The sequence below is a fragment of the Pseudomonas sp. GW823-FHT05G12 genome, from assembly GCF_058795575.1.
Map to the genome: position 1 here is coordinate 1,592,816 of NZ_CM179501.1, position 22,917 is coordinate 1,615,732.

16 protein-coding genes are annotated in these 22,917 nt (G+C 62.1%); 9 read left to right on the forward strand and 7 right to left on the reverse strand.

Annotated features, from left to right (window positions below; all coding sequences use genetic code 11):
- Window positions 1-344: 344 nt before the first annotated feature.
- Window positions 345-1,229, reverse strand: coding sequence for a LysR substrate-binding domain-containing protein (locus AC3RCM_RS07330; RefSeq protein ID WP_003254537.1), 885 nt, complete (start codon window positions 1,227-1,229; stop codon window positions 345-347).
- A gap of 152 nt (window positions 1,230-1,381) precedes the next feature.
- Here AC3RCM_RS07330 and ydiJ point away from each other — a divergent pair, with 152 nt between their 5' ends.
- Window positions 1,382-4,402 (forward strand): D-2-hydroxyglutarate dehydrogenase YdiJ, encoded by a 3,021-nt coding sequence (gene ydiJ, locus AC3RCM_RS07335; protein WP_492629451.1) that lies wholly within the window; start codon window positions 1,382-1,384, stop codon window positions 4,400-4,402.
- A gap of 113 nt (window positions 4,403-4,515) precedes the next feature.
- Here the strand turns inward: ydiJ and AC3RCM_RS07340 are convergent, their stop codons facing one another.
- From AC3RCM_RS07340 to phhA, 5 genes are all read right to left on the reverse strand, one after another.
- Window positions 4,516-5,718 carry an MFS transporter gene (locus AC3RCM_RS07340; RefSeq protein ID WP_492629452.1) on the reverse strand — a complete coding sequence of 401 codons (1,203 nt, stop codon included), beginning with the start codon at window positions 5,716-5,718 and terminating at the stop codon, window positions 4,516-4,518.
- Window positions 5,719-5,808: 90 nt separating this feature from the next.
- Window positions 5,809-10,008 (reverse strand): deaminase domain-containing protein, encoded by a 4,200-nt coding sequence (locus AC3RCM_RS07345; protein WP_492629453.1) that lies wholly within the window; start codon window positions 10,006-10,008, stop codon window positions 5,809-5,811.
- Between the two features lie 157 nt (window positions 10,009-10,165).
- Window positions 10,166-10,294 (reverse strand): hypothetical protein, encoded by a 129-nt coding sequence (locus AC3RCM_RS07350; RefSeq protein ID WP_003254533.1) that lies wholly within the window; start codon window positions 10,292-10,294, stop codon window positions 10,166-10,168.
- Between the two features lie 189 nt (window positions 10,295-10,483).
- The gene (locus tag AC3RCM_RS07355) at window positions 10,484-10,840 is read right to left on the reverse strand and encodes a 4a-hydroxytetrahydrobiopterin dehydratase (RefSeq protein WP_322364532.1); all 357 of its coding nucleotides are present in this window, start codon (window positions 10,838-10,840) and stop codon (window positions 10,484-10,486) included.
- Window positions 10,841-10,879: 39 nt separating this feature from the next.
- Window positions 10,880-11,668 (reverse strand): phenylalanine 4-monooxygenase, encoded by a 789-nt coding sequence (phhA, locus tag AC3RCM_RS07360; protein ID WP_003254528.1) that lies wholly within the window; start codon window positions 11,666-11,668, stop codon window positions 10,880-10,882.
- Window positions 11,669-11,925: 257 nt separating this feature from the next.
- On the opposite strand from phhA, the gene AC3RCM_RS07365 reads away from it, so the two are divergent.
- Complete coding sequence (locus AC3RCM_RS07365) at window positions 11,926-13,485, forward strand: sigma-54-dependent phenylalanine hydroxylase transcriptional regulator PhhR (protein ID WP_014590097.1); 1,560 nt, start codon at window positions 11,926-11,928, stop codon at window positions 13,483-13,485.
- Window positions 13,486-13,639: 154 nt separating this feature from the next.
- Here the strand turns inward: AC3RCM_RS07365 and AC3RCM_RS07370 are convergent, their stop codons facing one another.
- Window positions 13,640-13,894, reverse strand: coding sequence for a DUF2790 domain-containing protein (locus tag AC3RCM_RS07370; protein WP_014590098.1), 255 nt, complete (start codon window positions 13,892-13,894; stop codon window positions 13,640-13,642).
- 397 nt (window positions 13,895-14,291) lie between these two features.
- Between AC3RCM_RS07370 and acs the strand changes: the two genes are divergently transcribed.
- From acs to AC3RCM_RS07405, 7 genes are all read left to right on the forward strand, one after another.
- Entirely contained in the window at window positions 14,292-16,253 is a 1,962-nt protein-coding gene (gene acs / locus AC3RCM_RS07375) for an acetate--CoA ligase (protein ID WP_003254525.1), read from the forward strand.
- A 535-nt stretch (window positions 16,254-16,788) separates the two neighbouring features.
- On the forward strand, window positions 16,789-17,574 hold the full coding sequence (locus AC3RCM_RS07380) for an ABC transporter substrate-binding protein (protein ID WP_003254524.1): 786 nt from the start codon (window positions 16,789-16,791) through the stop codon (window positions 17,572-17,574).
- Window positions 17,575-17,662: 88 nt separating this feature from the next.
- A complete protein-coding gene (locus AC3RCM_RS07385) occupies window positions 17,663-18,352 on the forward strand; it encodes an ABC transporter permease (RefSeq protein ID WP_003254523.1) in 690 nt (229 codons plus the stop codon).
- On the forward strand, window positions 18,349-19,047 hold the full coding sequence (locus AC3RCM_RS07390) for an ABC transporter permease (protein ID WP_003254520.1): 699 nt from the start codon (window positions 18,349-18,351) through the stop codon (window positions 19,045-19,047). Before AC3RCM_RS07385 ends, AC3RCM_RS07390 begins: the two co-directional genes overlap by 4 nt.
- A gap of 22 nt (window positions 19,048-19,069) precedes the next feature.
- Window positions 19,070-19,834, forward strand: a complete 765-nt coding sequence (aotP, locus tag AC3RCM_RS07395) for an arginine/ornithine transport ATP-binding protein AotP (RefSeq protein ID WP_014590100.1) — start codon at window positions 19,070-19,072, stop codon at window positions 19,832-19,834.
- A 98-nt stretch (window positions 19,835-19,932) separates the two neighbouring features.
- Complete coding sequence (gene argR / locus AC3RCM_RS07400; RefSeq protein ID WP_004576734.1) at window positions 19,933-20,913, forward strand: transcriptional regulator ArgR; 981 nt, start codon at window positions 19,933-19,935, stop codon at window positions 20,911-20,913.
- 680 nt (window positions 20,914-21,593) lie between these two features.
- The gene (locus AC3RCM_RS07405) at window positions 21,594-22,814 is read left to right on the forward strand and encodes an aspartate aminotransferase family protein (protein ID WP_064493124.1); all 1,221 of its coding nucleotides are present in this window, start codon (window positions 21,594-21,596) and stop codon (window positions 22,812-22,814) included.
- Window positions 22,815-22,917 lie beyond the last annotated feature (103 nt).

The following is a 22,917-nucleotide window of genomic DNA, read 5'->3' on the forward strand; positions in this document are numbered from 1 at the left end:
CTTTCGCGGGTGAACCCGCTCCTACAACGACCTGGTATGCCTGAGGCTTACGCAACCCTTGTAGGAGCGGGTTTACCCGCGAATACGGTAGCGGCGGCAACGGTGAGCGGCGGGTGGAGATTGGCCCGCAGGCCCGGCCCTTTCGCGGGTGAACCCGCTCCTACAACGACCTGGTATGCCTGAGGCTTACGTAACCCTTGTAGGAGCGGGTTTACCCGCGAATACGGTGGCGGCGGCCACGGTGAAAGGAAGGTGGAGATTGGCCAGCAGGCCCGGCCCTTTCGCGGGTAAACCCGCTCCTACGGGTACAGCGTTGCCCTCAGGTTAGGTGACCCCGCCAAAAATCAGATCTGCTCCAGCAACCACCCCCTGAATGCCCGCAACGACGGCAGCGCCTCATTCCTCGGCGGGTAGATCAGGTAATAACTGCGCTGGCTGGCAAACGCCACCCCCGGGCTGTACAGCTCTCCCTTGGCCAGTTCCTCCTCCACCAATATGCGCGGCACCAGCCCGATCCCGATCCCGGCACGTACCGCCTGGATCAGGTGCGAGGTCAGCTCGAAGCTCGGCCCCAGCCGCATCGCCCGGTGCGGCAGCCCATGATGGGAAAACCACTCGCCCCACGCATGCGGGTTGTTGGCCACATTCAGCAGCACCTCTTCACTGATCCGCGCCGGGCTCCAGCCCTGGCTGCCGACGCCGGCCTCCGGTGGCAAGATCACCACCAGCTCCTCGGCATGCAGGCGATGGCAGACAAGCCCCGGCAAGTCGTGGCTGGCCACGCCGATGGCGGCATCGATTTCGCTGGTGTCGAAGTTGATGGTTTCAATGCGTGAATGAATGTGCACCAGCATGCCTGGGTGAGCGCTGTAGAACGCATGCAGCCTCGGCAACAGCCATTTCGAACCGAAGGTTGGCAGGGTAGCCAGGCGCAACGTGCCAACCCCCGATTGATAGGCCAGTGCCTGCAAGGTGGCGCTGCGGATGCGCCCCAGTGCCTCGCTCAGCTCGCGCTGGTACAGGCGGCCGACATCGGTCAACTGCACCTGGCGCCCCTCGCGGCGGAACAGGGTCAGGCCCAACTGCTGCTCCAAGGCTTGCACCTGGCGGCTGACCGCGCTTTGGGTCAGCGACAGTTCGGCGGCGGCGCGGGTGTAGCTTTCATGCCGGGCGGCGGCCTCGAAAGCCAGCAGCAGTGACATGGATGGGGTCAGGTGGCGGTAATTCATTCATAAAAGTCATTGATAGCGGCAGGATTATCCGTTTGCCCCTGACGCGAAACTACAGGAACATTGGCCTATACGTCATCCCTGCATGCCTGAACCCATGCCAGGGCGACAGGTATCCCGTGATCTAGCCAATATCAAGAGGCCATCCTTCGATGATCGCCCAGCTGTCCACCGTTGCACCGAGCGCCAATTACCCCGAATTCCTCGAAACCCTGCGCAACAGCGGCTTCCGCGGCCAGATCAGTGCCGACTACGCAACCCGCACGGTACTGGCCACCGACAACTCGATCTACCAGCGCTTGCCGCAGGCGGCGGTGTTCCCGCTGGATGCCGACGATGTGGCGCGGGTCGCCACGCTGATGGGCGAGCCGCGCTTCCAGCAGGTCAAGCTGACCCCGCGCGGTGGTGGCACCGGCACCAACGGCCAGTCGCTGACCGACGGTATTGTCGTCGACCTGTCGCGGCACATGAACAACATCCTCGAAATCAACGTGGAAGAGCGCTGGGTGCGGGTACAGGCCGGTACGGTCAAGGACCAGCTCAATGCTGCGCTCAAGCCGCACGGGCTGTTCTTCGCCCCTGAGCTGTCCACCTCCAACCGCGCCACGGTCGGCGGCATGATCAACACGGATGCCAGTGGCCAGGGCAGCTGCACCTACGGTAAAACCCGCGACCACGTGCTGGAGCTGCACAGCGTGCTGCTCGGTGGCGAACGCCTGCACAGCCTGCCGATCGACGATGCTGCGCTGGAACAGGCCTGCGCCGCGCCGGGCCGGGTCGGCGAGGTGTACCGCATGGCCCGGGAAATTCAGGAAACCCAGGCCGAACTGATTGAAACCACCTTCCCCAAGCTCAACCGTTGCCTGACCGGCTACGACCTGGCGCACCTGCGCGACGAGCAGGGCCGCTTCAACCTCAACAGCGTACTGTGCGGCGCCGAGGGCTCGCTGGGCTACGTGGTCGAAGCCAAGCTCAACGTGCTGCCGATTCCCAAGTATGCGGTGCTGGTCAATGTGCGCTACACCAGCTTCATGGATGCGCTGCGTGATGCCAACGCGCTGATGGCGCACAAGCCGCTGTCGATCGAGACGGTCGACTCCAAGGTGCTGATGCTGGCGATGAAAGACATCGTCTGGCACAGCGTTGCCGAGTACTTCCCGGCGGACCCCGAGCGCCCCACGCTGGGCATCAACCTGGTGGAGTTCTGCGGCGACGAGCCGGCCGAGGTCAACGCCAAGGTGCAGGCGTTCATCCAGCACCTGCAAAGCGACACCAGCGTCGAGCGCCTGGGCCACACCTTGGCCGAAGGCGCCGAGGCAGTCACCCGCGTCTATACCATGCGCAAGCGTTCGGTGGGCCTGCTGGGCAACGTCGAAGGCGAAGTGCGCCCGCAGCCGTTCGTGGAGGACACCGCAGTACCACCAGAGCAGTTGGCCGACTACATCGCCGACTTCCGCGCACTGCTCGACGGCTACGGCCTGGCCTACGGCATGTTTGGCCACGTCGATGCCGGCGTGCTGCACGTGCGCCCGGCACTGGACATGAAGGACCCGGCGCAGGCCGCGCTGGTCAAGCCGATTTCCGATGCCGTTGCCGCGCTGACCAAACGTTATGGCGGGTTGCTGTGGGGTGAGCACGGCAAGGGCTTGCGCTCGGAATACGTGCCCGAGTACTTCGGCGAGCTGTACCCGGCGTTGCAGCGCCTGAAGGGCGCCTTTGACCCGCACAACCAGCTCAACCCGGGCAAGATCTGCACGCCACTTGGCAGCGCAGAGGGCCTGACCCCGGTCGATGGCGTGACCCTGCGCGGCGACCTTGACCGTACCATTGACGAGCGCGTTTGGCAGGACTTCCCCAGCGCCGTGCATTGCAACGGCAATGGCGCCTGTTACAACTATGACCCCAACGACGCCATGTGCCCGTCGTGGAAGGCTACCCGCGAACGCCAGCATTCGCCCAAGGGGCGCGCCTCGCTGATGCGCGAGTGGCTGCGCCTGCAGGGCGAGGCGAACATCGATGTGCTGGCTGCAGCGCGCAACAAGGTGTCGTGGCTCAAGGGCCTGCCGGCGCGTCTGCGCAATAACCGCGCGCGCAACCAGGGCCAGGAGGACTTCTCCCATGAAGTGTACGACGCCATGGCTGGCTGCCTGGCGTGCAAGTCGTGCGCCGGGCAGTGCCCGATCAAGGTCAATGTGCCGGACTTCCGCTCGCGCTTCCTCGAGCTGTACCACGGTCGCTACCAGCGCCCGCTGCGTGACTACCTGATCGGCTCGCTCGAGTTCACCATCCCCTACCTGGCGCACGCGCCGGGGCTGTACAACGCGGTGATGGGTTCGAAGTGGGTGAGCCAGCTGCTGGCCGACAAGGTGGGCATGGTCGACAGCCCGCTGATCAGCCGCTTCAACTTCCAGGCTACCCTGACCCGTTGTCGCGTTGGCATGGCCACGGTGCCGGCCCTGCGCGAGCTGACCCCGGCCCAGCGCGAGCGCAGCATCGTGCTGGTGCAGGACGCCTTCACCCGCTACTTCGAAACGCCGCTGCTGTCGGCCTTCATCGACCTTGCCTACCGCCTGGGCCACCGGGTATTCCTGGCGCCATACAGCGCCAACGGCAAGCCGTTGCACGTACAGGGTTTCCTTGGCGCGTTTGCCAAGGCAGCGATCCGCAACGCCACGCAGCTCAAGGCCCTGGCCGATTGCGGTGTGCCGCTGGTGGGGCTGGACCCGGCGATGACGCTGGTGTATCGCCAGGAGTACCAGAAGGTGCCAGGCCTGGAGGGTTGCCCGCAGGTGCTGCTGCCGCAGGAATGGCTGATGGATGTGCTGCCCGAGCAGGCGCCTGCCGCACCGGGCAGCTTCCGCCTGATGGCGCACTGCACCGAGAAGACCAACGTGCCGGCCAGCACCCGGCAGTGGGAGCAGGTGTTCGCCCGTCTGGGGCTGAAGCTGGTGACCGAGGCCACCGGTTGCTGCGGTATGTCCGGTACCTATGGGCACGAAGCTCGCAACCAGGAAACGTCTCGGACCATATTCGAGCAGAGCTGGGCGACCAAGCTGGACAAGGAAGGGGAGCCGCTGGCAACCGGTTACTCGTGCCGTAGCCAGGTCAAGCGCATGACCGAGCGGAAGATGCGTCACCCGCTTGAGGTGGTGTTGCAGTACGCTCAGCGCTAAGGTTCAGGGCCTTTGGGGGCTGCTTTGCAGCCCTTCGCGGGTGAACCCGCTCCTACGGGGGATCGTGCACGCCAGGCGGGCGGGGTTACCCGCGAAGAGGCCGGCAGCGGCTTTCAGGCTTCTGTTGTACGGTCCCTGTCCCTACGCCCTTGGCGGTACAAATAGAGGCTCAACACCAACCCGCACGCTGCCGCAGCCGCCGCGAACAGAAACATCGAAGCGAAGCCGAACCCCGCCGCCACCGCACCGACCAATGGCCCGGTCACCCCCAGTGACAAGTCGATGAACAGCGAATACGCCCCCACCGCTGCCCCGCGGTTAGCTGCCGACACTTGGTTCACCGCCTCCACGCCCAATGCCGGAAACACCAGCGAGAAACCAAACCCACTCAGTGCAGCCCCCGCCAAGGCCAGTTCGGCGTTGGGTGCCAGCCACAGCATCAACAGCCCAAGCGTTTCCACCGACAGGCAGGCGATCGCCACCCTGAAGCCACCGATGCGATTGATCAGGTTGCCAAAGAGCAGCCGTGCGCTGATGAAACTGGCGCCGAACAGGCTCAGGGTCAGCGCCGCATTGGCCCAGCCACGGCTTGCGTAGTAAAGGGTGATGAAGGTGGCGATGGTGCCAAAGCCGATCGAGCCCAGGGCAAGCCCCGAGCCATGCGGAAATACCTTGCCCAGCACCCGCAGGAACGGCAGGCGTACACCGCTGACGATGGGGGCGGCCTGCTTGGGCCAGGCCAGTAGCAAACCGAGTATGCACAGCAGGATGATGCTCACACCCATGCTCCACAGCCCGAGGCCTTTGACCATCAGCACGCCCAGTGGGGCGCCGATGGCCAGCGCACCATAGCTGGCGATGCCGTTCCAGGAGATGACCTTGGCCGTGTTTGCGGCACCCACCCGGCCAATGCCCCAGCCGATCGCACCCGAGCCTACCAGGCTTTCGGCGCTGCCCAGCACCAGGCGGCCGACCAGCAGGCAAGCCAGGCTCAGCCAGGGCAGGTGAGTGAGGAAGGCGCAGGCCAGCATGAATACCCCGCTTAGCCCGCAGCCGGCCAGGCCGTACATGACTGCCTTCTTGCTGCCGTGGTTGTCGATAATGCGGCTGGCGCCAGGGCGGCTGAGCAGTGTCGCGAGGTACTGCACGCTGATCACCAGGCCGGCGACCACGGCACTGAAACCCAGGTCGTTGTGCACATAGCCGGGCAACACGGCCAGAGGGATGCCGATGTTCAGGTAGCCGATGAAGGTGAACAGGACGATGGAGACGACTTGCCCAGTGACGGCAAAGGACGTGGGACTGCGTGCTGGCATTGGGGATCCGTTGCTGCGGTAAGGATGGCAGTGTGTGCCGCCATCTTAACCACAGCAAGGGTGTTTGCGGGCGAAGCTGTCAGGCTGTAGTCAGTTGGTGTAATCGAGCATCCAGGTCACACTGAACTCGGCTTTCGGGTAATCCAGCCGCAAGCGCGGCAGGACGAAGCCGCCACAGGAGCGACAGGAGTCGAGCAGTGTGAAGACATCGATACGCTCGACCTCGGTGTGGCGGTGAAGCAGTCTGCGGTTCAGCGCGCTGGCGATGTGTCGTTCGGCATCGAGATGTCGCTTATGGACGCGCGTCCACAGGAAATCTGCGCGCCGCAGGATTGGCAGCTCGGTAAACCGCGGGTCTGGTGGGAAAAACTGGTTAACCTGGCGTGCATCGACGTAGTCCACTGCCGGTGTGAGGCGGGGCGTCGGGATGATATGCAATGCGCGCCGGCCAGGGCTGCCTGACAGGGCGAAGAACACCACGCGGCTATGGTCCCTTAGCGTGACACTGGCAAAGGCCAGGTTGACTGGATACAGGTGCTGACGCAAGGCGGCCATCGCGTTGTCGTCCAGCGACTGTGCACCTGCTGTCGGTGTGTAAGGGTGAGTGGCGCCGCGCGCGGGTAGCAGATCGTCCAGTATGCCTAGCATATGTTGGCGGTCTGCGGCGCTGGTGCCGTGGAATTGCCTCCAGATCGGGATTATCTCCCGGTTCAATGCTGCGATGCCGCGACTGGCGGGGCCCGCCAAAGCGTCCTGGGCCGCGCTCTGCGTGAGGATGTTGCGCGCGTATTCCGGGAGCAGGCGCGACTCCATGGCTTCGATGAACTGCAGGAATCGCGAGGGGTGGCGGAGTTGCCATGTTCGCCCTTGTTCTATCCAGTCGCGCAGCAATCTGACCACGTTATCGACATCGCGCTGCAGGTTGGGGCGCTCGGCGACGATGCGGTAGGTTTCGCTGATTTCCAGGTACCGCTCGATGGCCTCGTGGTCGGTGATTCTCTCGAACCTGCGACGCAGCCCTCTGGGCGGATGTGGCAGCGAAGCTGGCAGTGCCGGGGCATCCAGCAGCCTTGTCTGCCACGCCCAGGGCTGATGGGGGGCGCCATAAAAAACTCCCAGATCGGCCTCGACGATCAACCACTGCTCACCGCGCCAGTCGATCAATGCGCCGCGCAGGGTGCGGCGGTCGGGGATGGTCCGTGCCAGCCCGCCCAGGCGCACGGGAGGGCAGTAGTCGGTAATCTGCCTGACTTGCTCGATCGGCATGTCCGCAGGCAAGCCAAAGCGTAGTTCAGGCGATGGGTCGACCACGATGCGCCTGTGGTACACGGGAGGCGAGATGACGCCAAGGCGTAACTGGGTTTCTTCGACGGGCAAGGCTTTCAATCGCCTGGGGTGATTAGGGGCGTGTACGACGACCTTGCCCTCGCGCACCATGACCTGCGCCCAGATGTCGAAGCGTGTGTGCTGGGGGCGATAACGAATCGGTACCGGCTCGATCCGCACGGTTTGGAAGGCGTGACTGACGTGTTGTCCGAATACGGGTGTGCCGGCGTCATTGGGCAAGGGCGAGAAGTTCAGGGCCATTTGCGCTTCGCCGCCGGTGTAAGGCGGCGGCACCTCGGTGGGTGGCTGGCCGAGTAGCGGCTCATGCGCAACCCGACGTAGCAGCCCCGAGGTGTTCGGTGTTTGAAGGCGATAGGCGGCGCCATGAATGATTGCATCGACCGTGGCATTGTCGCGGGGGATCAGTGTGGCTGTTTCGGGTAGCTCGCGTGGCACCGGACCATGGCTGTCGGGTATCTGGTCAAGTAGCACGGCATCGGGCGCCTGGCCCGGCAGTACCCTTCGCTGCGTCATGAGTTCCCGGGATTCGGGGGCGACCGTCGTCAGTTCGGGCGCGCTGCGCCAGCGCTTGGGCGGGGTAAGGCGCTCGCTGAAGTCGGGCGTGACGGGGATGCTGCTCCAGCGTCGGGCGGCGCGCGCGGCGTTCAGGCGTGCGGTGTTGGCGCTTTGGCCCAGCACGCCGGGAAGCTTGGCCAATGGTTTGAAGGCCCGTCCACCAAGCGTGACTGCCGCGCCTTTCAGCGCGGCGATGTCCAGGACACAAGCCAGTGCATCGCTGCCATCCTCTGGGTTCAGGCAACTCAAGCCCGGTATCAGGTTGGAAAACAACCGTTGCAAGTAGCGCCCAGTGCTCACGGACTGGCGCCTGGCCAGGAATTGTTCATGCGGGGTAGCGCCTTTGCCCAGTGCATGCAAAGCATCCCGATTGCCCAAGGCGATATCGCTGGCGTAATGCCTGGCCAGTGAGTCGAGGCGATCTTGCGTGGGGGCGATGAGCACTTGTCGCAAGGCGGGAAAGTCGGCAGCGATCCACGGCAGTTGTGATTGGTTGTATTCGCTGTAGAGCAGCGTCAATTGCTCGGCCAGGCGCGTCGGCGCTGTGTGGGCAATGAAGTGCGCTTGCCAGTGCAGCCGTTCGGGGAACAGCTCGTAAAGCCAATCGCCCTCTGTGCCCGGGGCATGTACGACGAAACCCTGGGTGGCCGTCTGCATGTGCCAGTCCGCTCTGGGGCTGGAGCCGTACTCAGGTCGGTAATCGGGGCCCACGTAGATCGGCCAGGTCACGGCATAGGCGGTCCAGGGGCCATCACGCAGGCGGTCCTTGATATCTTCCGGCAGGTGGCTCAAGCAGCGGTGCAGGATAGCTTGATAGACGTTGGTGGCACGCTGTTCCCAAGCGCCGAAGGCCACTTCATACCAGGCGGTCACGTCCGGCAGGCGGGGATTGCTTCGGTAGCCTGCGCCATGGTCAAGGTACATCAGCAGGTGTACTTGGCCATCCGCGTTGCGCGACTCGGGCGCTATCCGGCTCTGGAGCAACTGACGACGCGCCTCCTCGAAGCGGTCCGGGAGATCATTGAGGCTTTCAACGTCCCTGACCGCCAGGTAGCGATGCAACGCCAATTGCCATTGCTGGTGCGACCAGGGCGGAGGGAGCTCGAATGATCCGCGCAAGGGGGCCCACACCGCCAGCGTCTGGCGCAGTGCTTCTTCGGGAGCAGGGTCATCCTCGTGCAGGGCCTGGCGCATGACCTGTTCTGCGTTGTCGAAGGTCATCGGTTGCTGGCGGGCGCTGAGTATCAGGGCTCCCTGGCGGATGCTGGCCCAGCGCAGGTCGGGCTCGAAGCTGAAATCGGCCGGGTAGCCACTGAGCAGTAGTTCGGGCGCGAAGCGGCGCATCAGCAGTTCACCGGCCAGTTGCGCAATCGCCGGGGTGCAGGCGAGACGGATTTGCACACTGTTGATCAGGTCAAGGCGGATTTCCTCGACGGGGAGCGTGGCATTGTCCGGGCTGAACAGCTCGAAAGCCATGATCAGCCCCGGCTGGCGGTCATCGGGTGGGTACAACACGTCGATCAAGGTTTGTTCGGCCAAGGCCAAGTGATCGGAGCTGGCATCCCATTCTGCCGAGGCGGCCAGTTCGCCGGCCCATCGGGTGAACATGGACGAATGCAGCAAGGCGTCGAGCGCTTGAGCGGCTGGCACATTCAATGCCGGGCCTGGGAGAAACGCCTTTCCATGCTGATCAGGTGTTACACCCGACGCTCGTTCGCGGGCAGTGGGCGGGCGGTAACGCCTGCCTTGTGCATAGACTGTCGCACCGAGGGCGTTGAACAGGTGGACGGCAAGGTGAACACCGGCTGGAGGCTTCAGCAGGTGTCTGGCCAGTGTGGGGAGGTCCAGGTAGTTGTCCAGCACCAGTGGACGGGAGGCCGATCGTGGGGGCCGGGGGGTAGTTGGCAAACTGGGGTACAGCAGCAGGGCGGCCGCTACGAAGCAGTCACGCTGGGTCAGGCACACCCGCCGAGCCCAGAGTGCCTGGGCAAGGCTGCAACTGGCATAGGGCCATGGATTGGGCAGGCCTTCGTTCAACCCGGCGATCAGTGAGGCATCGGTTGCCGTGATCACGATATGGGCCAGTTTTGTCTGCAAGGTCGCCACCAGGTTCGCCTCTACTTGGCTGCCGGCGGGGCGTCGCAGGGTGCGGTTGAAGTGCTCACGCGCCGGTTCACGGGCGAAAGCTTCGGTCAGCTGCTGGTGCAGGTCATGATCGCTCAGGTCGACGGGGAACAGGTCTGTGAAGCCCAGTGCCTGGTTGAAATGTTCGCGCAGCGATGTGGCCAGGTCCATTGGACCGGACAGGTCGCTGTGCAGGCGCACGCTTTCGGCGTCCAGGGTGTCTATCCGGGCGAGTAGGTCGGCGGCGTCAGTGATAGATGACATGGCTCTGCCTCTTTGCGGTTGGAGGCACGAGTCTGTGTAGGGCAGGGGCGGGGCAGGTGGTAGTGGGTTGTTACAACGTTGATTTTAGACGGTGTGAAAACGTGATGACGGGGGTAGCCCGCAGGTCAGCCGTTTTCACACAGTCGGGGATGCGCAGTTATTCCTGGTCAGCGCTGGATTGATCGTCACCATCCTGCTCGGCGGCAGCTGCCGGTTCGGCGTGAACGGTCACGGATGGCTCTTCTGGGTTCAGGCTTGGGAAGGGAAGATTCGGGATTTCATGCATCTCGTCGTTCCTCGCAAGTGTGAGTGAAAAGTCTGCGCCAGGCGCGTTTGTGGCTTCAAAAAGCTCGGGCAGGATACACAAGTCTGGATGACAGTTTGGTTTTTTTCCCGGTCGTTTGTCGGTTTTGCGGGCGAACAGCGCACATATGCCCCATGAAAAAAGGGGCCTCTGGCCCCTTTTTTCTGGTGTTTACTTCCGGCCTTCAGCCGTTTCCGCCACCTTGTCAGTGCGTGCGCACATGATGAAGTCGTTGCGGTGCAGGCCTTTGATCGAGTGGCTCCACCAGGTCACGGTGACCTTGCCCCATTCAGTCAGCAGTCCTGGGTGGTGGCCTTCGGCTTCGGCGATTTCGCCCACGGCATTGGTGAACGCCAGGGCGTGCTTGAAGTTCTTGAACAGGAACACGCGCTCCAGCTCCATGTGGCCGTCACGTACTTCGATGTTCCAGTCCGGGATTTCGCGGATCAGCTGGGCCAGCTCTTCGTCGGTGACCTTCGGTGCATCGGCGCGGCAGGCTTCGCAATGGGCTTGGTTCAAGGCATTCATGAGGTGTTTTCCGGTTCGAGTTGTTATCGGCAAGGTCGCTCAGGCAGCGACCTTGGGTGGAAACTTCGGTGCATGCAGACCCAGCTGCATGGCTTTATGGACCATGCCCATGATGTCCTCGTGGGCCAGGTCGAACAGGCGCTTCATGTTCGGCAGTACGAAATACACCGGTTGCAGAATGTCGATGCGATAGGGCGTACGCATGGCCTCGATCGGGTCGAAGGCCTGGTGCTCAGGCTCGTCAGACAGACTGTAGACGGTCTCTTTCGGCGACGAGAGGATGCCACCACCATAGATTTTGCGGCCTTGCGCGGTTTCCATCAGGCCAAACTCGATGGTCATCCAGTACAAGCGCGCCAGGTACACACGTTGTTCCTTGGTCGCGGCCAGGCCGAGCTTGCCATAGGTGTGGGTGAACTCGGCGAACCAGGGATTGGTCAGCAGCGGGCAGTGGCCGAAGATCTCGTGGAAAATATCCGGCTCTTGCAGGTAGTCCAGCTCTTCCGGGGTGCGGATGAAGGTGGCGACCGGAAAGCGCTTGCTGGCCAGCAGTTCGAAGAAGGTCTGGAAGGGGATCAGCGCCGGTACCCGGGCAACCTGCCAGCCGGTGGTGGCACCCAGCACCTTGTTGATCTCGCCCAGTTGCGGAATGCGGTCATGCGGCAATTTCAGCTGGTCGATGCCGTCCAGGTATTCCTGGCACGCACGGCCTTCGATCACTTTCAGCTGGCGGGTGATCAGGGTGTTCCACACCGCATGCTCTTGCTGCGGGTAATCGATAAAACCATGCGCATCGGGCTCGCGTGCCACGTATTGCGTCTGTTTCATGAGGCTCTCCTGGTGAGGGCTTTTCTTGTTATGTACAGGACATGCCTAAAGGAATATCCCTTCGCCAGCGGTTTTGCACGTGGGCGTGGCTCGGCCGCGAAGGGTCCCGACGTCGGTTTTCGTAACGATAATTTTACAAAACTCGGCAAGTGTCGGAAAATTCGAGGCATCTGGCTGGCGGAAACGCAGTTTTTGTCAGCTTATCTTTACGACTTTTCTGCGCGGTGTGGAAAAACATCAGCGCTTCGAGAGCCCTCATGCGTATCAAAGTCCATTGCCAGAACCGCATTGGCATCCTGCGCGACATCCTCAACCTGCTGGTGGAGTACGGCATCAACGTGCTGCGCGGCGAGGTGGGCGGTGATCATGGCAACGCCATCTACCTGCACTGCCCGAACCTGATCAACCTGCAATTTCAGGCCCTGCGGCCGAAGTTCGAGGCCATTGCCGGGGTATTCGGCGTTAAGCGTGTGGGCCTGATGCCCAGCGAACGCCGGCACATGGAGCTGAATGCGTTGCTGGGAGCGCTGGACTTTCCGGTGCTGTCGATCGACATGGGCGGCAGCATCGTTGCGGCCAACCGTGCAGCCGCGCAGTTGCTTGGCGTGCGGGTTGATGAGGTGCCGGGCATGCCGCTGGCGCGCTACGTAGAAGACTTCGATCTTCCGGAGCTGGTGCGGGCCAACAAGTCGCGCATCAACGGCTTGCGCATCAAAGTCAAAGGTGATGTGTTTCTGGCCGATATCGCACCGCTGCAGTCCGAACACGATGACAGCGAGGCGCTGGCCGGCGCGGTGCTCACCCTGCACCGTGCCGACCGGATCGGCGAGCGTATCTACAACGTGCGCAAGCAAGAGCTGCGTGGCTTCGACAGCATCTTCCAGAGCTCGCGGGTGATGGCTGCCGTGGTGCGTGAAGCGCGGCGCATGGCGCCGCTGGATGCACCGTTGCTGATCGAGGGCGAAACCGGAACCGGCAAGGAGTTGCTGGCGCGTGCCTGCCATTTGGCCAGCCCGCGTGGACAGTCGCCGCTGATGGCGCTCAACTGCGCCGGGCTGCCCGAGTCGATGGCCGAGACCGAGCTGTTCGGATACGGCCCTGGGGCATTCGAAGGGGCACGGGCCGAAGGCAAGCTGGGGCTGCTGGAGTTGACTGCAGGCGGCACGTTGTTCCTTGACGGGGTAGGGGAGATGAGCCCGCGGTTGCAGGTAAAGCTGCTGCGCTTTCTGCAGGACGGCTGCTTCCGTCGGGTAGGTAGCGATGAAGAGGTCTACCTGGATGTGCGGGTAATTTGTGCAACCCAGGTGGATTTGTCCGAGTTGTGTGCCCGTGGCGAGTTTCGCCAGGACCTGTATCACCGGCTCAATGTACTGTCGCTGCACATTCCGCCTTTGCGCGAATGCATGGATGGTCTGGAGGGGTTGGTGCAGCATTTTCTCGATCAGGCCAGTCGGCAGATTGGCTGCGCCATGCCGCGCCTGGCACCGGCGGCAATGGACAAACTTGGGCAGTACCACTGGCCAGGTAATGTAAGGCAGTTGGAAAACGTCTTGTTCCAGGCGGTTTCGTTATGTGACGGCGGCGTGGTTAAAAGCGAGCATATCCGCTTGCCGGATTATGGCGTGCGGCAACCGTTGGGCGAGTTTTCGCTGGAAGGGGATCTTTCGCAGATAGTAGGGCGCTTTGAAAAGGCGGTGCTGGAAAGTTTGATGGGGGAGTTTCCCAGTAGTCGGGCCTTGGGCAAAAGACTGGGTGTTTCGCATACCACGATTGCCAACAAGTTGAGGGATTATTCGTTGGGCAAATCGACTGATTAAATGGCTGTAAGTTAATAGCCTGTTAATCAGGTGGTGAATGCTTCGCGGGTGAACCCGCTCCTACAGGTACCGCGCCGCATTCATGGTGTGCGAGGTACCCGTAGGAGCGGGTTCACCCGCGAAGGGGCCCGCAGGGCCCCCAATTCACAAGGTATCAGCCGTTGGAGCAGCCGTTCCCCATCACGCGGTATTCGAGAATGTGCGTCTGGCCCTTGGAGTCCTCGTAGGTCATGCGGGCTGGCACGACTTCGCAGACATTGGGCACTTCGCTCATGGAAATGACGCGAGCAATGTCCAGGTGCTGCGAGTAACTGTACTGTTCAACCGGAATCTGCTCGGCATCTTTGGCTTCGCCGGCCATCGCCGCGCCGCAAAGACTGCCAAGTACCAATACCAGTAAAGCTTTCATTTTCTTTTTACCTGTCTAAGGTCGTGAGGGGGCACGCGGCGCTTATGGCGCCGCGAGTACAGCGAGTGTTAACTATCGGGATTAGAGGGAGATTAACGCTTGCCTTCGTGGGGGCTGTTACCAGTTGTTAATCGCCTTGCCGTTGCTGGCGAGGTGAATTTTATGGCGGTGGCCAATGCTGAAACAGTGGGTGTTTTGATAAAGTGTTTTGACAGAATCTGTAACAATCCTGGGCCAATCGCCCTCCTTTTTTCTCTGGCAGGCTGTAACGCCCGCGCCAGAGCGCTTTGCCGGAACGGGTGTACCAAATTACTACCAACGTCGAATGGCTTTTGTCGCTCTGGTACAGTTACAAACGGTTCCATACAAAAACAACTATTACACCGAGGTAACACAGATGAGTGCGGCTCCACTGTATCCCGTTCGTCCCGAGGTTGCGGCCACTACCCTGACCGACGAGGCCACCTACAAGGCCATGTACCAGCAATCGGTGATCAACCCGGACGGCTTCTGGCGCGAGCAGGCCCAGCGTATCGACTGGATCAAGCCGTTCACCAAGGTCAAGCAGACCTCCTTCGACGACCACCATGTCGATATCAAATGGTTCGCCGACGGCACTCTGAACGTTTCCTCCAACTGCCTGGACCGCCACCTTGAAGAGCGCGGTGACCAGTTGGCCATCATCTGGGAAGGTGACGACCCTTCCGAGCACCGCAACATCACTTACCGCGAGTTGCACGAGCAGGTCTGCAAGTTCGCCAACGCCCTGCGTGGCCAGGATGTGCACCGCGGTGACGTGGTCACCATCTATATGCCGATGATCCCCGAAGCTGTGGTCGCCATGCTGGCCTGTGCACGCATTGGTGCGATTCACTCGGTGGTGTTCGGCGGCTTCTCGCCCGAGGCGCTGGCTGGCCGTATCATCGACTGCAAGTCCAAGGTGGTGATCACTGCCGACGAAGGCGTGCGTGGTGGCCGCCGTACACCGCTCAAGGCCAACGTCGACCTGGCGCTGACCAACCCTGAAACCAGCAGCGTGCAGAAAATCATCGTGTGCAAGCGCACCGGTGGCGACATTGCCTGGCACCAGCACCGCGACATCTGGTACGAAGACCTGATGAAAGTGGCCTCCAGCCACTGTGCACCCAAAGAAATGGGCGCTGAAGAGGCGCTGTTCATCCTTTATACCTCCGGCTCCACCGGCAAGCCGAAGGGCGTGCTGCACACCACAGGCGGTTACCTGGTTTACGCCGCGCTGACCCATGAACGCGTGTTCGATTACCGTCCGGGCGAGGTGTACTGGTGCACCGCCGACGTCGGTTGGGTCACAGGCCACAGCTATATCGTCTACGGCCCGCTGGCCAACGGCGCTACCACCTTGCTGTTCGAAGGCGTGCCGAACTACCCGGACATTACCCGCGTATCGAAGATCGTCGACAAGCACAAGGTCAACATCCTCTACACAGCGCCAACTGCCATTCGCGCCATGATGGCCGAAGGGCAGGCAGCTGTTGAAGGCGCCGACGGTTCCAGCCTGCGCCTGCTGGGGTCGGTGGGTGAGCCGATCAACCCTGAGGCCTGGAACTGGTACTACAAGACCGTCGGCAAGGAGCGTTGCCCGATCGTCGACACCTGGTGGCAGACCGAGACCGGCGGCATTCTGATCAGCCCGCTGCCTGGTGCCACCGGCCTCAAGCCGGGTTCGGCAACTCGCCCGTTCTTCGGTGTGGTGCCTGCCCTGGTCGATAACCTGGGCAACCTGATCGACGGTGCTGCCGAAGGCAACCTGGTAATCCTCGATTCCTGGCCGGGTCAGTCGCGTTCGCTGTACGGCGACCATGACCGCTTCGTCGACACCTACTTCAAGACCTTCCGTGGCATGTACTTCACCGGCGACGGTGCGCGCCGCGACGAGGACGGTTACTACTGGATCACCGGCCGTGTGGATGACGTGCTCAACGTGTCCGGCCACCGCATGGGCACTGCCGAAATCGAAAGCGCCATGGTCGCGCACTCGAAGGTTGCCGAGGCTGCTGTGGTTGGCGTGCCGCATGACATCAAAGGGCAGGGCATTTATGTGTATGTCACCCTCAATGCCGGCATCGAGGCCAGCGAGCAATTGCGCCTGGAACTGAAGAACTGGGTGCGCAAGGAGATCGGCCCGATTGCTTCGCCAGATGTGATCCAGTGGGCGCCGGGGCTGCCGAAGACCCGCTCGGGCAAGATCATGCGCCGCATCCTGCGCAAGATTGCCACCGGTGAATACGACGCCCTGGGCGATATCTCGACCTTGGCCGACCCGGGTGTGGTACAGCACCTGATCGATACCCACAAGGCGATGAACCTGGCTTCGGCCTAACCCCTTCCCGGCAATACCCCCTGCAAAAGCGGGCTTGCCCGCGAATGCGTCAGTTCAGGCTAAGCTGTCCCCTGACCTCACGCATTCGCGGGCAAGCCCGCTCTTGCATTGTTACCCGACAATCATCGGTTACTGTTCTGTCACCGGCCCCGCACAGGTTCGGGGCGCCAGGAAACAATTCCGGCCCGTTTCGGTGCGTCGGGGTCAGCATTTTGTGCATCAAGGCACGCTGCACTTGCCGTCGTACAAGGCTTTGCCAATAATAGGCCCAGGAATTGCTAGGTCTATAGGTTCTATTTCTTGCGCCATTGCATATTCTGCACTGGCTGTCAACATCGCCCGCGGCGGTTTCAGGCGCTTCTATAAGTAGTTGTCGCTTTGAAGAAATATCGACTACCGGGCTGTCGTTAAAATGCCACTCACTCGCTCGTGGTATGCGGCCTTGGTCGAACCCTGCGCGGCTCGCGTTGTACTCATTCGCATATCGGGCAGCTGTTACCTGCCTTGTATTGCCCCGTACCGATGGAGTTACCTGATGAAGAAGCTCGCACTGCTTGGCGCCCTGGCGCTGTCTGTGTTTTCCCTGGTGTCGCAGGCTGCTGAAAAACCGCTGAAAATCGGCATCGAAGCTGCCTACCCACCCTTCGCCTTCAAGCAACCTGACGGCAGCATTGCCGGCTTTGACTACGATATCGGCAACGCGCTGTGCGAAGAGATGAAAACCAAGTGTACCTGGGTCGAGCAGGAGTTCGACGGCCTGATCCCGGCGCTGAAAGTGCGCAAGATCGACGCCATCCTGTCGTCCATGTCGATCACCGATGACCGCAAGAAGTCGGTCGACTTCACCAAGCGCTACTACCTGACTCCGGCGCGCCTGGTCATGAAGGATGGCACCACCGTCAGCGACAGCCTGGACGAACTGAAAGGCAAGAAGATCGGCGTGCAGCGCGGCTCCATTCACGACCGCTTCGCCAAGGAAGTGCTGGGCGCCAAAGGTGCCACCGTGGTGCCTTACGGCACCCAGAACGAAATCTACCTGGACGTCGCAGCTGGCCGCCTCGACGGCACTGTGGCTGACGCCACCCTGCTGGAAGATGGCTTCCTCAAGACTGACGCCGGCAAGGGCTTCGCGTTCGTAGGCCCGGCCTTCACCGACGCCAAGTACTTCGGTGACGGTATCGGTATTGCCGTACGCAAGGGTGACAAGGCCAATGTCGACCGCATCAACGCGGCGATCGACGCCATCCGTGCCAACGGCAAGTACAAAGAAATCGAAAGTAAGTACTTCAATTTCGACATCTACGGTCCAGACTCGAAGTAAGACGTCGGGTTTCACCTGTGCAATGGTGCAAACAGCAGAGGCTCTGAGGTTTGCACCATTTTTCATTCTCTAGGTCGAGGACCTCATCATGTTGAAAGGCTACGGGGCAGTCATCCTCGACGGGGCGTGGCTGACGCTACAGCTCGCCCTGTCGTCGATGGCCCTGGCCATCGTGCTCGGCCTGATCGGTGTGGCGCTGCGTTTGTCGCCAGTGCGCTGGTTGGCCTGGCTGGGCGATCTGTATTCCACGGTGATCCGTGGTATTCCGGACCTGGTCCTGATCCTGCTGATCTTCTACGGCGGGCAAGACATCATCAACCGGGTGGCGCCGCTGCTCGGCTATGAAGACTATATCGATCTGAATCCGCTGATTGCGGGTATCGGTACCCTGGGCTTCATCTTTGGCGCCTACCTCTCGGAAACCTTCCGCGGGGCCTTCCTGGGCATTCCCAAGGGCCAGGCCGAGGCGGGCGTGGCGTATGGCATGAGCCCTCGCCAAGTGTTCTTCCGCATCCAGGTGCCGCAAATGATTCGCCTGGCCATTCCGGGCTTCACCAACAACTGGCTGGTGCTGACCAAGGCTACTGCGCTGATTTCGGTCGTCGGTCTGCAGGACATGATGTTCAAGGCCAAGCAGGCGGCTGACGCCACCCGCGAACCCTTCACCTTCTTCCTGGCAGTGGCGGCGCTGTACCTGGTGCTGACCAGTGTTTCGCTGCTGGCCCTGAAGTATCTGGAGCGCCGCTACTCGGTTGGCGTCAAGGTGGCTGAACTATGATCTTCGACTACAACGTCGTCTGGGAAGCGCTGCCGATGTACTTCGGCGGCCTGCTGACCACCCTGAAACTGCTGGCGATCTCGCTTTTCTTCGGCCTGTTGGCAGCCATTCCGCTGGGCCTGATGCGGGTATCCAGGCAGCCGGTGGTCAACCTTGCTGCATGGCTGTACACCTACGTCATCCGTGGCACGCCGATGCTGGTGCAGCTGTTCCTGATCTACTACGGCCTGGCCCAGTTCGAGGCGGTGCGCGAGAGTATCTTCTGGCCGCTGCTGTCCAGCGCCACCTTCTGCGCCTGCCTGGCGTTCGGCATCAATACCAGTGCCTACACCGCCGAAATCATTGCCGGCAGCCTCAAGGCGACGCCGCATGGCGAGATCGAGGCTGCCAAGGCCATGGGGATGTCGCGCATGAAAATGTACCGCCGCATCCTGCTGCCTTCGGCACTGCGTCGGGCACTGCCGCAGTACAGCAATGAAGTGATCATGATGCTGCAGACCACCAGCCTGGCGTCGATCGTCACCCTGATCGACATCACCGGTGCTGCGCGCACGGTCAATGCCCAGTACTACCTGCCTTTCGAGGCCTATATCACGGCGGGCGTGTTCTACCTGTGCCTGACCTTCATCCTGGTGCGCCTGTTCAAGATGGCCGAACGCCGCTGGCTCGGCTACCTGGCGCCGCGCAAGCACTGACCGCTTTGTGAGAATCGACAGCATGTACAAACTCGAAGTCCAAGACCTGCACAAGCGCTACGGCAGCCACGAAGTGCTCAAGGGCGTGTCGCTGGCGGCCAAGGCCGGCGACGTCATCAGCATCATCGGCTCCAGCGGTTCGGGCAAGTCGACCTTCCTGCGCTGCATCAACCTGCTGGAGCAGCCGCACGCCGGCAAGATCCTGCTCAACAACGAAGAGCTGAAGCTGGTCCCCGGCAAGGATGGTGCGTTGAAGGCCGCCGACCCGCGTCAATTGCAACGCATGCGCTCGCGCCTGTCGATGGTGTTCCAGCACTTCAACCTGTGGTCGCACATGACTGCGCTTGAGAACATCATCGAAGCGCCCGTGCACGTGCTGGGCGTGAACAAGAAGGAAGCCCTGGAAAAGGCCGAGCACTACCTGGCCAAGGTGGGTGTTGCCCATCGCAAGGATGCCTTCCCCGGGCATATGTCGGGGGGTGAGCAACAGCGTGTGGCAATTGCCCGGGCGCTGGCCATGGAGCCGGAGGTCATGCTGTTCGACGAGCCGACCTCGGCGCTTGACCCTGAGCTGGTGGGTGATGTGCTGAAGGTGATGCAGGCGCTGGCCCAGGAAGGTCGGACCATGGTGGTGGTGACCCACGAAATGGGCTTTGCCCGCGAGGTGTCCAACCAGTTGGTGTTCCTGCACAAAGGCCTGGTGGAAGAAACCGGCTGCCCGCGTGAAGTGCTGGCCAACCCGCAGTCGGAGCGCTTGAAGCAGTTCCTCTCCGGCAGCCTGAAGTAAAAGCTGCATTTTTGCACCAGAATAGGGCATGCTGCGCGGCGAGCGCAGCCTGACCCGGCGCACAGACTCGAACGACCTCAGGTTTCGGACCGCACCCTATGACCACCCAGCGAATCGGTTTTCTCATCTGGCCCAGCACCAGGCCTTTGACCCTGGCGTTGGCCGAGGAAGTGTTGCTGGTGGCGCAGCGTGTGCATCCGGATGTGGTCTACGAGTTGGTCTTCCTGCAGGCCGAGCCTGCGCAGGAAGGCGCCTGGCGGCTGCCGGGCGAGCCGTGGACCGGCCGCCTGGAGGGCTGCCACAAGCTCTTTCTGCTGGCCGACGAGCCGCCTGCGGCGATGGGGGCTGCCTTTTCAGCGGCGCTCAAGCAACTGGCGCGCAGTGGTTGCCTGATCGGTGGCCTGTCGGCCGGGGTGTATCCGCTGGCAATGCTGGGCCTGCTCGATGGGTACCGGGCAGCCGTGCACTGGCGCTGGCAGGATGACTTTGCCGAACGCTTCCCCAAGGTGATTGCCACCAGCCACCTGTTCGACTGGGATCGCGACCGACTGACCGCCTGCGGCGGTATGGCGGTGACCGACCTGCTGCTGGCGGTGCTGGCGCGGGATCACGGGGCGGAGTTGGCCGGGGCGGTGTCGGAAGAGCTGGTGGTAGAGCGCATCCGCGAGGGTGGCGAGCGCCAGCGTATTCCGCTGCAGAACCGCCTGGGCTCGAGTCACCCCAAGCTGACTCAGGCCGTGTTGCTGATGGAAGCCAACATCGAAGAGCCGCTGACCACCGACGAGATTGCCCAGCATGTGTGTGTGTCGCGTCGGCAGTTGGAGCGTATCTTCAAGCAGTACCTGAACCGCGTGCCCAGCCAGTACTACCTGGAGTTGCGGTTGAACAAGGCACGGCAGATGCTGATGCAGACCAGCAAGTCGATCATCCAGATCGGGCTGTCTTGTGGTTTCTCGTCGGGGCCGCATTTTTCCAGTGCCTACCGTAATTTCTTTGGTGCAACGCCGCGGGAAGACCGGAACCAGCGTCGCAGCAGCAGCCCGTTTGAACTGAGCTCGGCGCCGGCTGAAAAGGGCTGAGATTTCGGGTGGGTTCGGGGTGTATGCCTTGGGGTTGGTGTTGGAGCGCAAATCGAGCGCCGCCCACGCGGCGCTTCGCGGGTAAACCCGCTCCTACGTTTGTTTCGGGCCAGTCCCTCCTGTGCCTGGCGCGCGCGACCGCCTTGTTTGTTCGACGGGATATCGAGCCATGCGCCAGGGCGTTCGCGCGCAAATCCCACAGGCATAATTGGCCCGAAACAAACGTAGGAGCGGGTTTACCCGCGAAGCGCCGCGCGGGCGGCGCTCGATCTCCCCGTCAACACATCAACATCGCCGTACATCCTGCCCTCTCACAATCCTATGTGAACACCCGTACATCCTGTCCCCCCCCACAATCCTATGTGAACCCCCGTACATCCTGTCCCCCCCCACAATCCTATGTGAACCCCCGTACATCCTGTCCCTCCCACAATCCTGTGTGAACACCCGTACACCCCGCCCCCTCACAAACCTATGTGAACACCCGTTCACCCAGCCCCCTCTCTCCCGTACACTGCGCGATTGCGACAGTGTTTGTCGCATTGCCGAAAGCCTTGTCAAAACTGGGTTTTGCGCTGTAACAAGTTGTCGCTTGGCCGCAAGGACAGGCGCGGATCAGTCCTTACAATCCCCCCATCGCTCGCCACTTCCAGGCCAGCGTTCCTCTTCAGGAGACTCAGATGTCCGTTGAGCAAGCCCCGGTGCAACGTGCCGATTTCGACCAGGTGATGGTCCCCAACTATTCTCCGGCGGCCTTCATTCCTGTGCGAGGCGAGGGTTCCCGTGTCTGGGACCAGTCGGGTCGCGAGTTGATCGACTTTGCCGGCGGCATCGCGGTCAATGCCCTGGGCCACTGCCACCCGGCACTGGTCAAGGCCCTGACTGAACAGGCCAACACCCTCTGGCACGTCTCCAACGTGTTCACCAACGAGCCGGCCCTGCGCCTGGCCCACAAGCTGGTGGACGCCACCTTTGCCGACCGCGCGTTCTTCTGCAACTCCGGCGCCGAGTCCAACGAGGCCGCTTTCAAGCTGGCCCGTCGTGTGGCGCATGACCGCTTCGGTCCGCAAAAGCACGAAATCATCGCCACCGTGAACAGCTTCCACGGTCGCACCCTGTTTACCGTCAGCGTTGGTGGCCAGCCGAAGTACTCCGATGGCTTTGGCCCGAAAATCACCGGTATCAGCCATGTGCCGTACAACGACCTGGAAGCGTTGAAGGCACAGATTTCCGACAAGACCTGCGCCGTGGTGATCGAGCCGATCCAGGGCGAGAGTGGCGTGGTGCCGGCCGACAAGGCCTACCTGGAAGGCGCGCGCAAGCTGTGTGACGAGCACAACGCTCTGCTGATCTTCGACGAAGTGCAGACGGGCGTGGGCCGTACCGGCTCGCTGTATGCCTACCAGCACTACGGCGTGACACCGGACATTCTGACCAGTGCCAAGAGCCTGGGCGGCGGTTTCCCGATTGGCGCCATGCTGACCACCACCGAGCTGGCCAAGCACCTGGCCGTTGGCACCCACGGCACCACCTATGGCGGCAACCCGCTGGGCTGCGCCGTTGCCTGCGCGGTGCTGGACGTGGTCAACACCCCGGAAACCCTGGCCGGTATCAAGGCTAAGCACGAGCGCTTCAAAACCCGCCTGGAACAGATCGGCCAGCAGTACAACCTGTTCAGCCAGGTGCGTGGTGTCGGCTTGCTGCTGGGCTGTGTCTTGACCGAGGCCTGGAAAGGCAAGGCCAAGGACGTGCTCAATGCTGCCGAGAAAGAAGGCGTGATGGTGCTGCAGGCCGGCCCGGACGTGGTCCGCTTCGCGCCAAGCCTGGTAGTTGAAGACGCCGACATCGACGAAGGCCTGGACCGCTTCGAACGCGCTGTGGCCACACTGACCAAAGGCTGATCCGCCAGCGGTCCTTTCGCCGGCCCTGGCGCAGCCTCAGCCCGAGGCTGATCCGGGTCGGCGATACCCGATTCCAGTGCAGGTGCCTGGGTGCCTGCCGTTT

What these genes read in the sequence shown, in the direction of transcription:
- AC3RCM_RS07350 (WP_003254533.1), bottom strand. Translation starts at nt 10,294, where the DNA reads ATGCATGAAATCCCGAATCTTCCCTTCCCAAGCCTGAACCCAGAAGAG.
- AC3RCM_RS07365 (WP_014590097.1), top strand. Translation starts at nt 11,926, where the DNA reads ATGCGTATCAAAGTCCATTGCCAGAACCGCATTGGCATCCTGCGCGAC.
- acs (WP_003254525.1), top strand. Translation starts at nt 14,292, where the DNA reads ATGAGTGCGGCTCCACTGTATCCCGTTCGTCCCGAGGTTGCGGCCACT.
- AC3RCM_RS07370 (WP_014590098.1), bottom strand. Translation starts at nt 13,894, where the DNA reads ATGAAAGCTTTACTGGTATTGGTACTTGGCAGTCTTTGCGGCGCGGCG.
- AC3RCM_RS07355 (WP_322364532.1), bottom strand. Translation starts at nt 10,840, where the DNA reads ATGAATGCCTTGAACCAAGCCCATTGCGAAGCCTGCCGCGCCGATGCA.
- ydiJ (WP_492629451.1), top strand. Translation starts at nt 1,382, where the DNA reads ATGATCGCCCAGCTGTCCACCGTTGCACCGAGCGCCAATTACCCCGAA.
- AC3RCM_RS07390 (WP_003254520.1), top strand. Translation starts at nt 18,349, where the DNA reads ATGATCTTCGACTACAACGTCGTCTGGGAAGCGCTGCCGATGTACTTC.
- aotP (WP_014590100.1), top strand. Translation starts at nt 19,070, where the DNA reads ATGTACAAACTCGAAGTCCAAGACCTGCACAAGCGCTACGGCAGCCAC.
- AC3RCM_RS07345 (WP_492629453.1), bottom strand. Translation starts at nt 10,008, where the DNA reads ATGTCATCTATCACTGACGCCGCCGACCTACTCGCCCGGATAGACACC.
- AC3RCM_RS07380 (WP_003254524.1), top strand. Translation starts at nt 16,789, where the DNA reads ATGAAGAAGCTCGCACTGCTTGGCGCCCTGGCGCTGTCTGTGTTTTCC.
- phhA (WP_003254528.1), bottom strand. Translation starts at nt 11,668, where the DNA reads ATGAAACAGACGCAATACGTGGCACGCGAGCCCGATGCGCATGGTTTT.
- AC3RCM_RS07385 (WP_003254523.1), top strand. Translation starts at nt 17,663, where the DNA reads ATGTTGAAAGGCTACGGGGCAGTCATCCTCGACGGGGCGTGGCTGACG.
- argR (WP_004576734.1), top strand. Translation starts at nt 19,933, where the DNA reads ATGACCACCCAGCGAATCGGTTTTCTCATCTGGCCCAGCACCAGGCCT.
- AC3RCM_RS07340 (WP_492629452.1), bottom strand. Translation starts at nt 5,718, where the DNA reads ATGCCAGCACGCAGTCCCACGTCCTTTGCCGTCACTGGGCAAGTCGTC.
- AC3RCM_RS07405 (WP_064493124.1), top strand. Translation starts at nt 21,594, where the DNA reads ATGTCCGTTGAGCAAGCCCCGGTGCAACGTGCCGATTTCGACCAGGTG.
- AC3RCM_RS07330 (WP_003254537.1), bottom strand. Translation starts at nt 1,229, where the DNA reads ATGAATTACCGCCACCTGACCCCATCCATGTCACTGCTGCTGGCTTTC.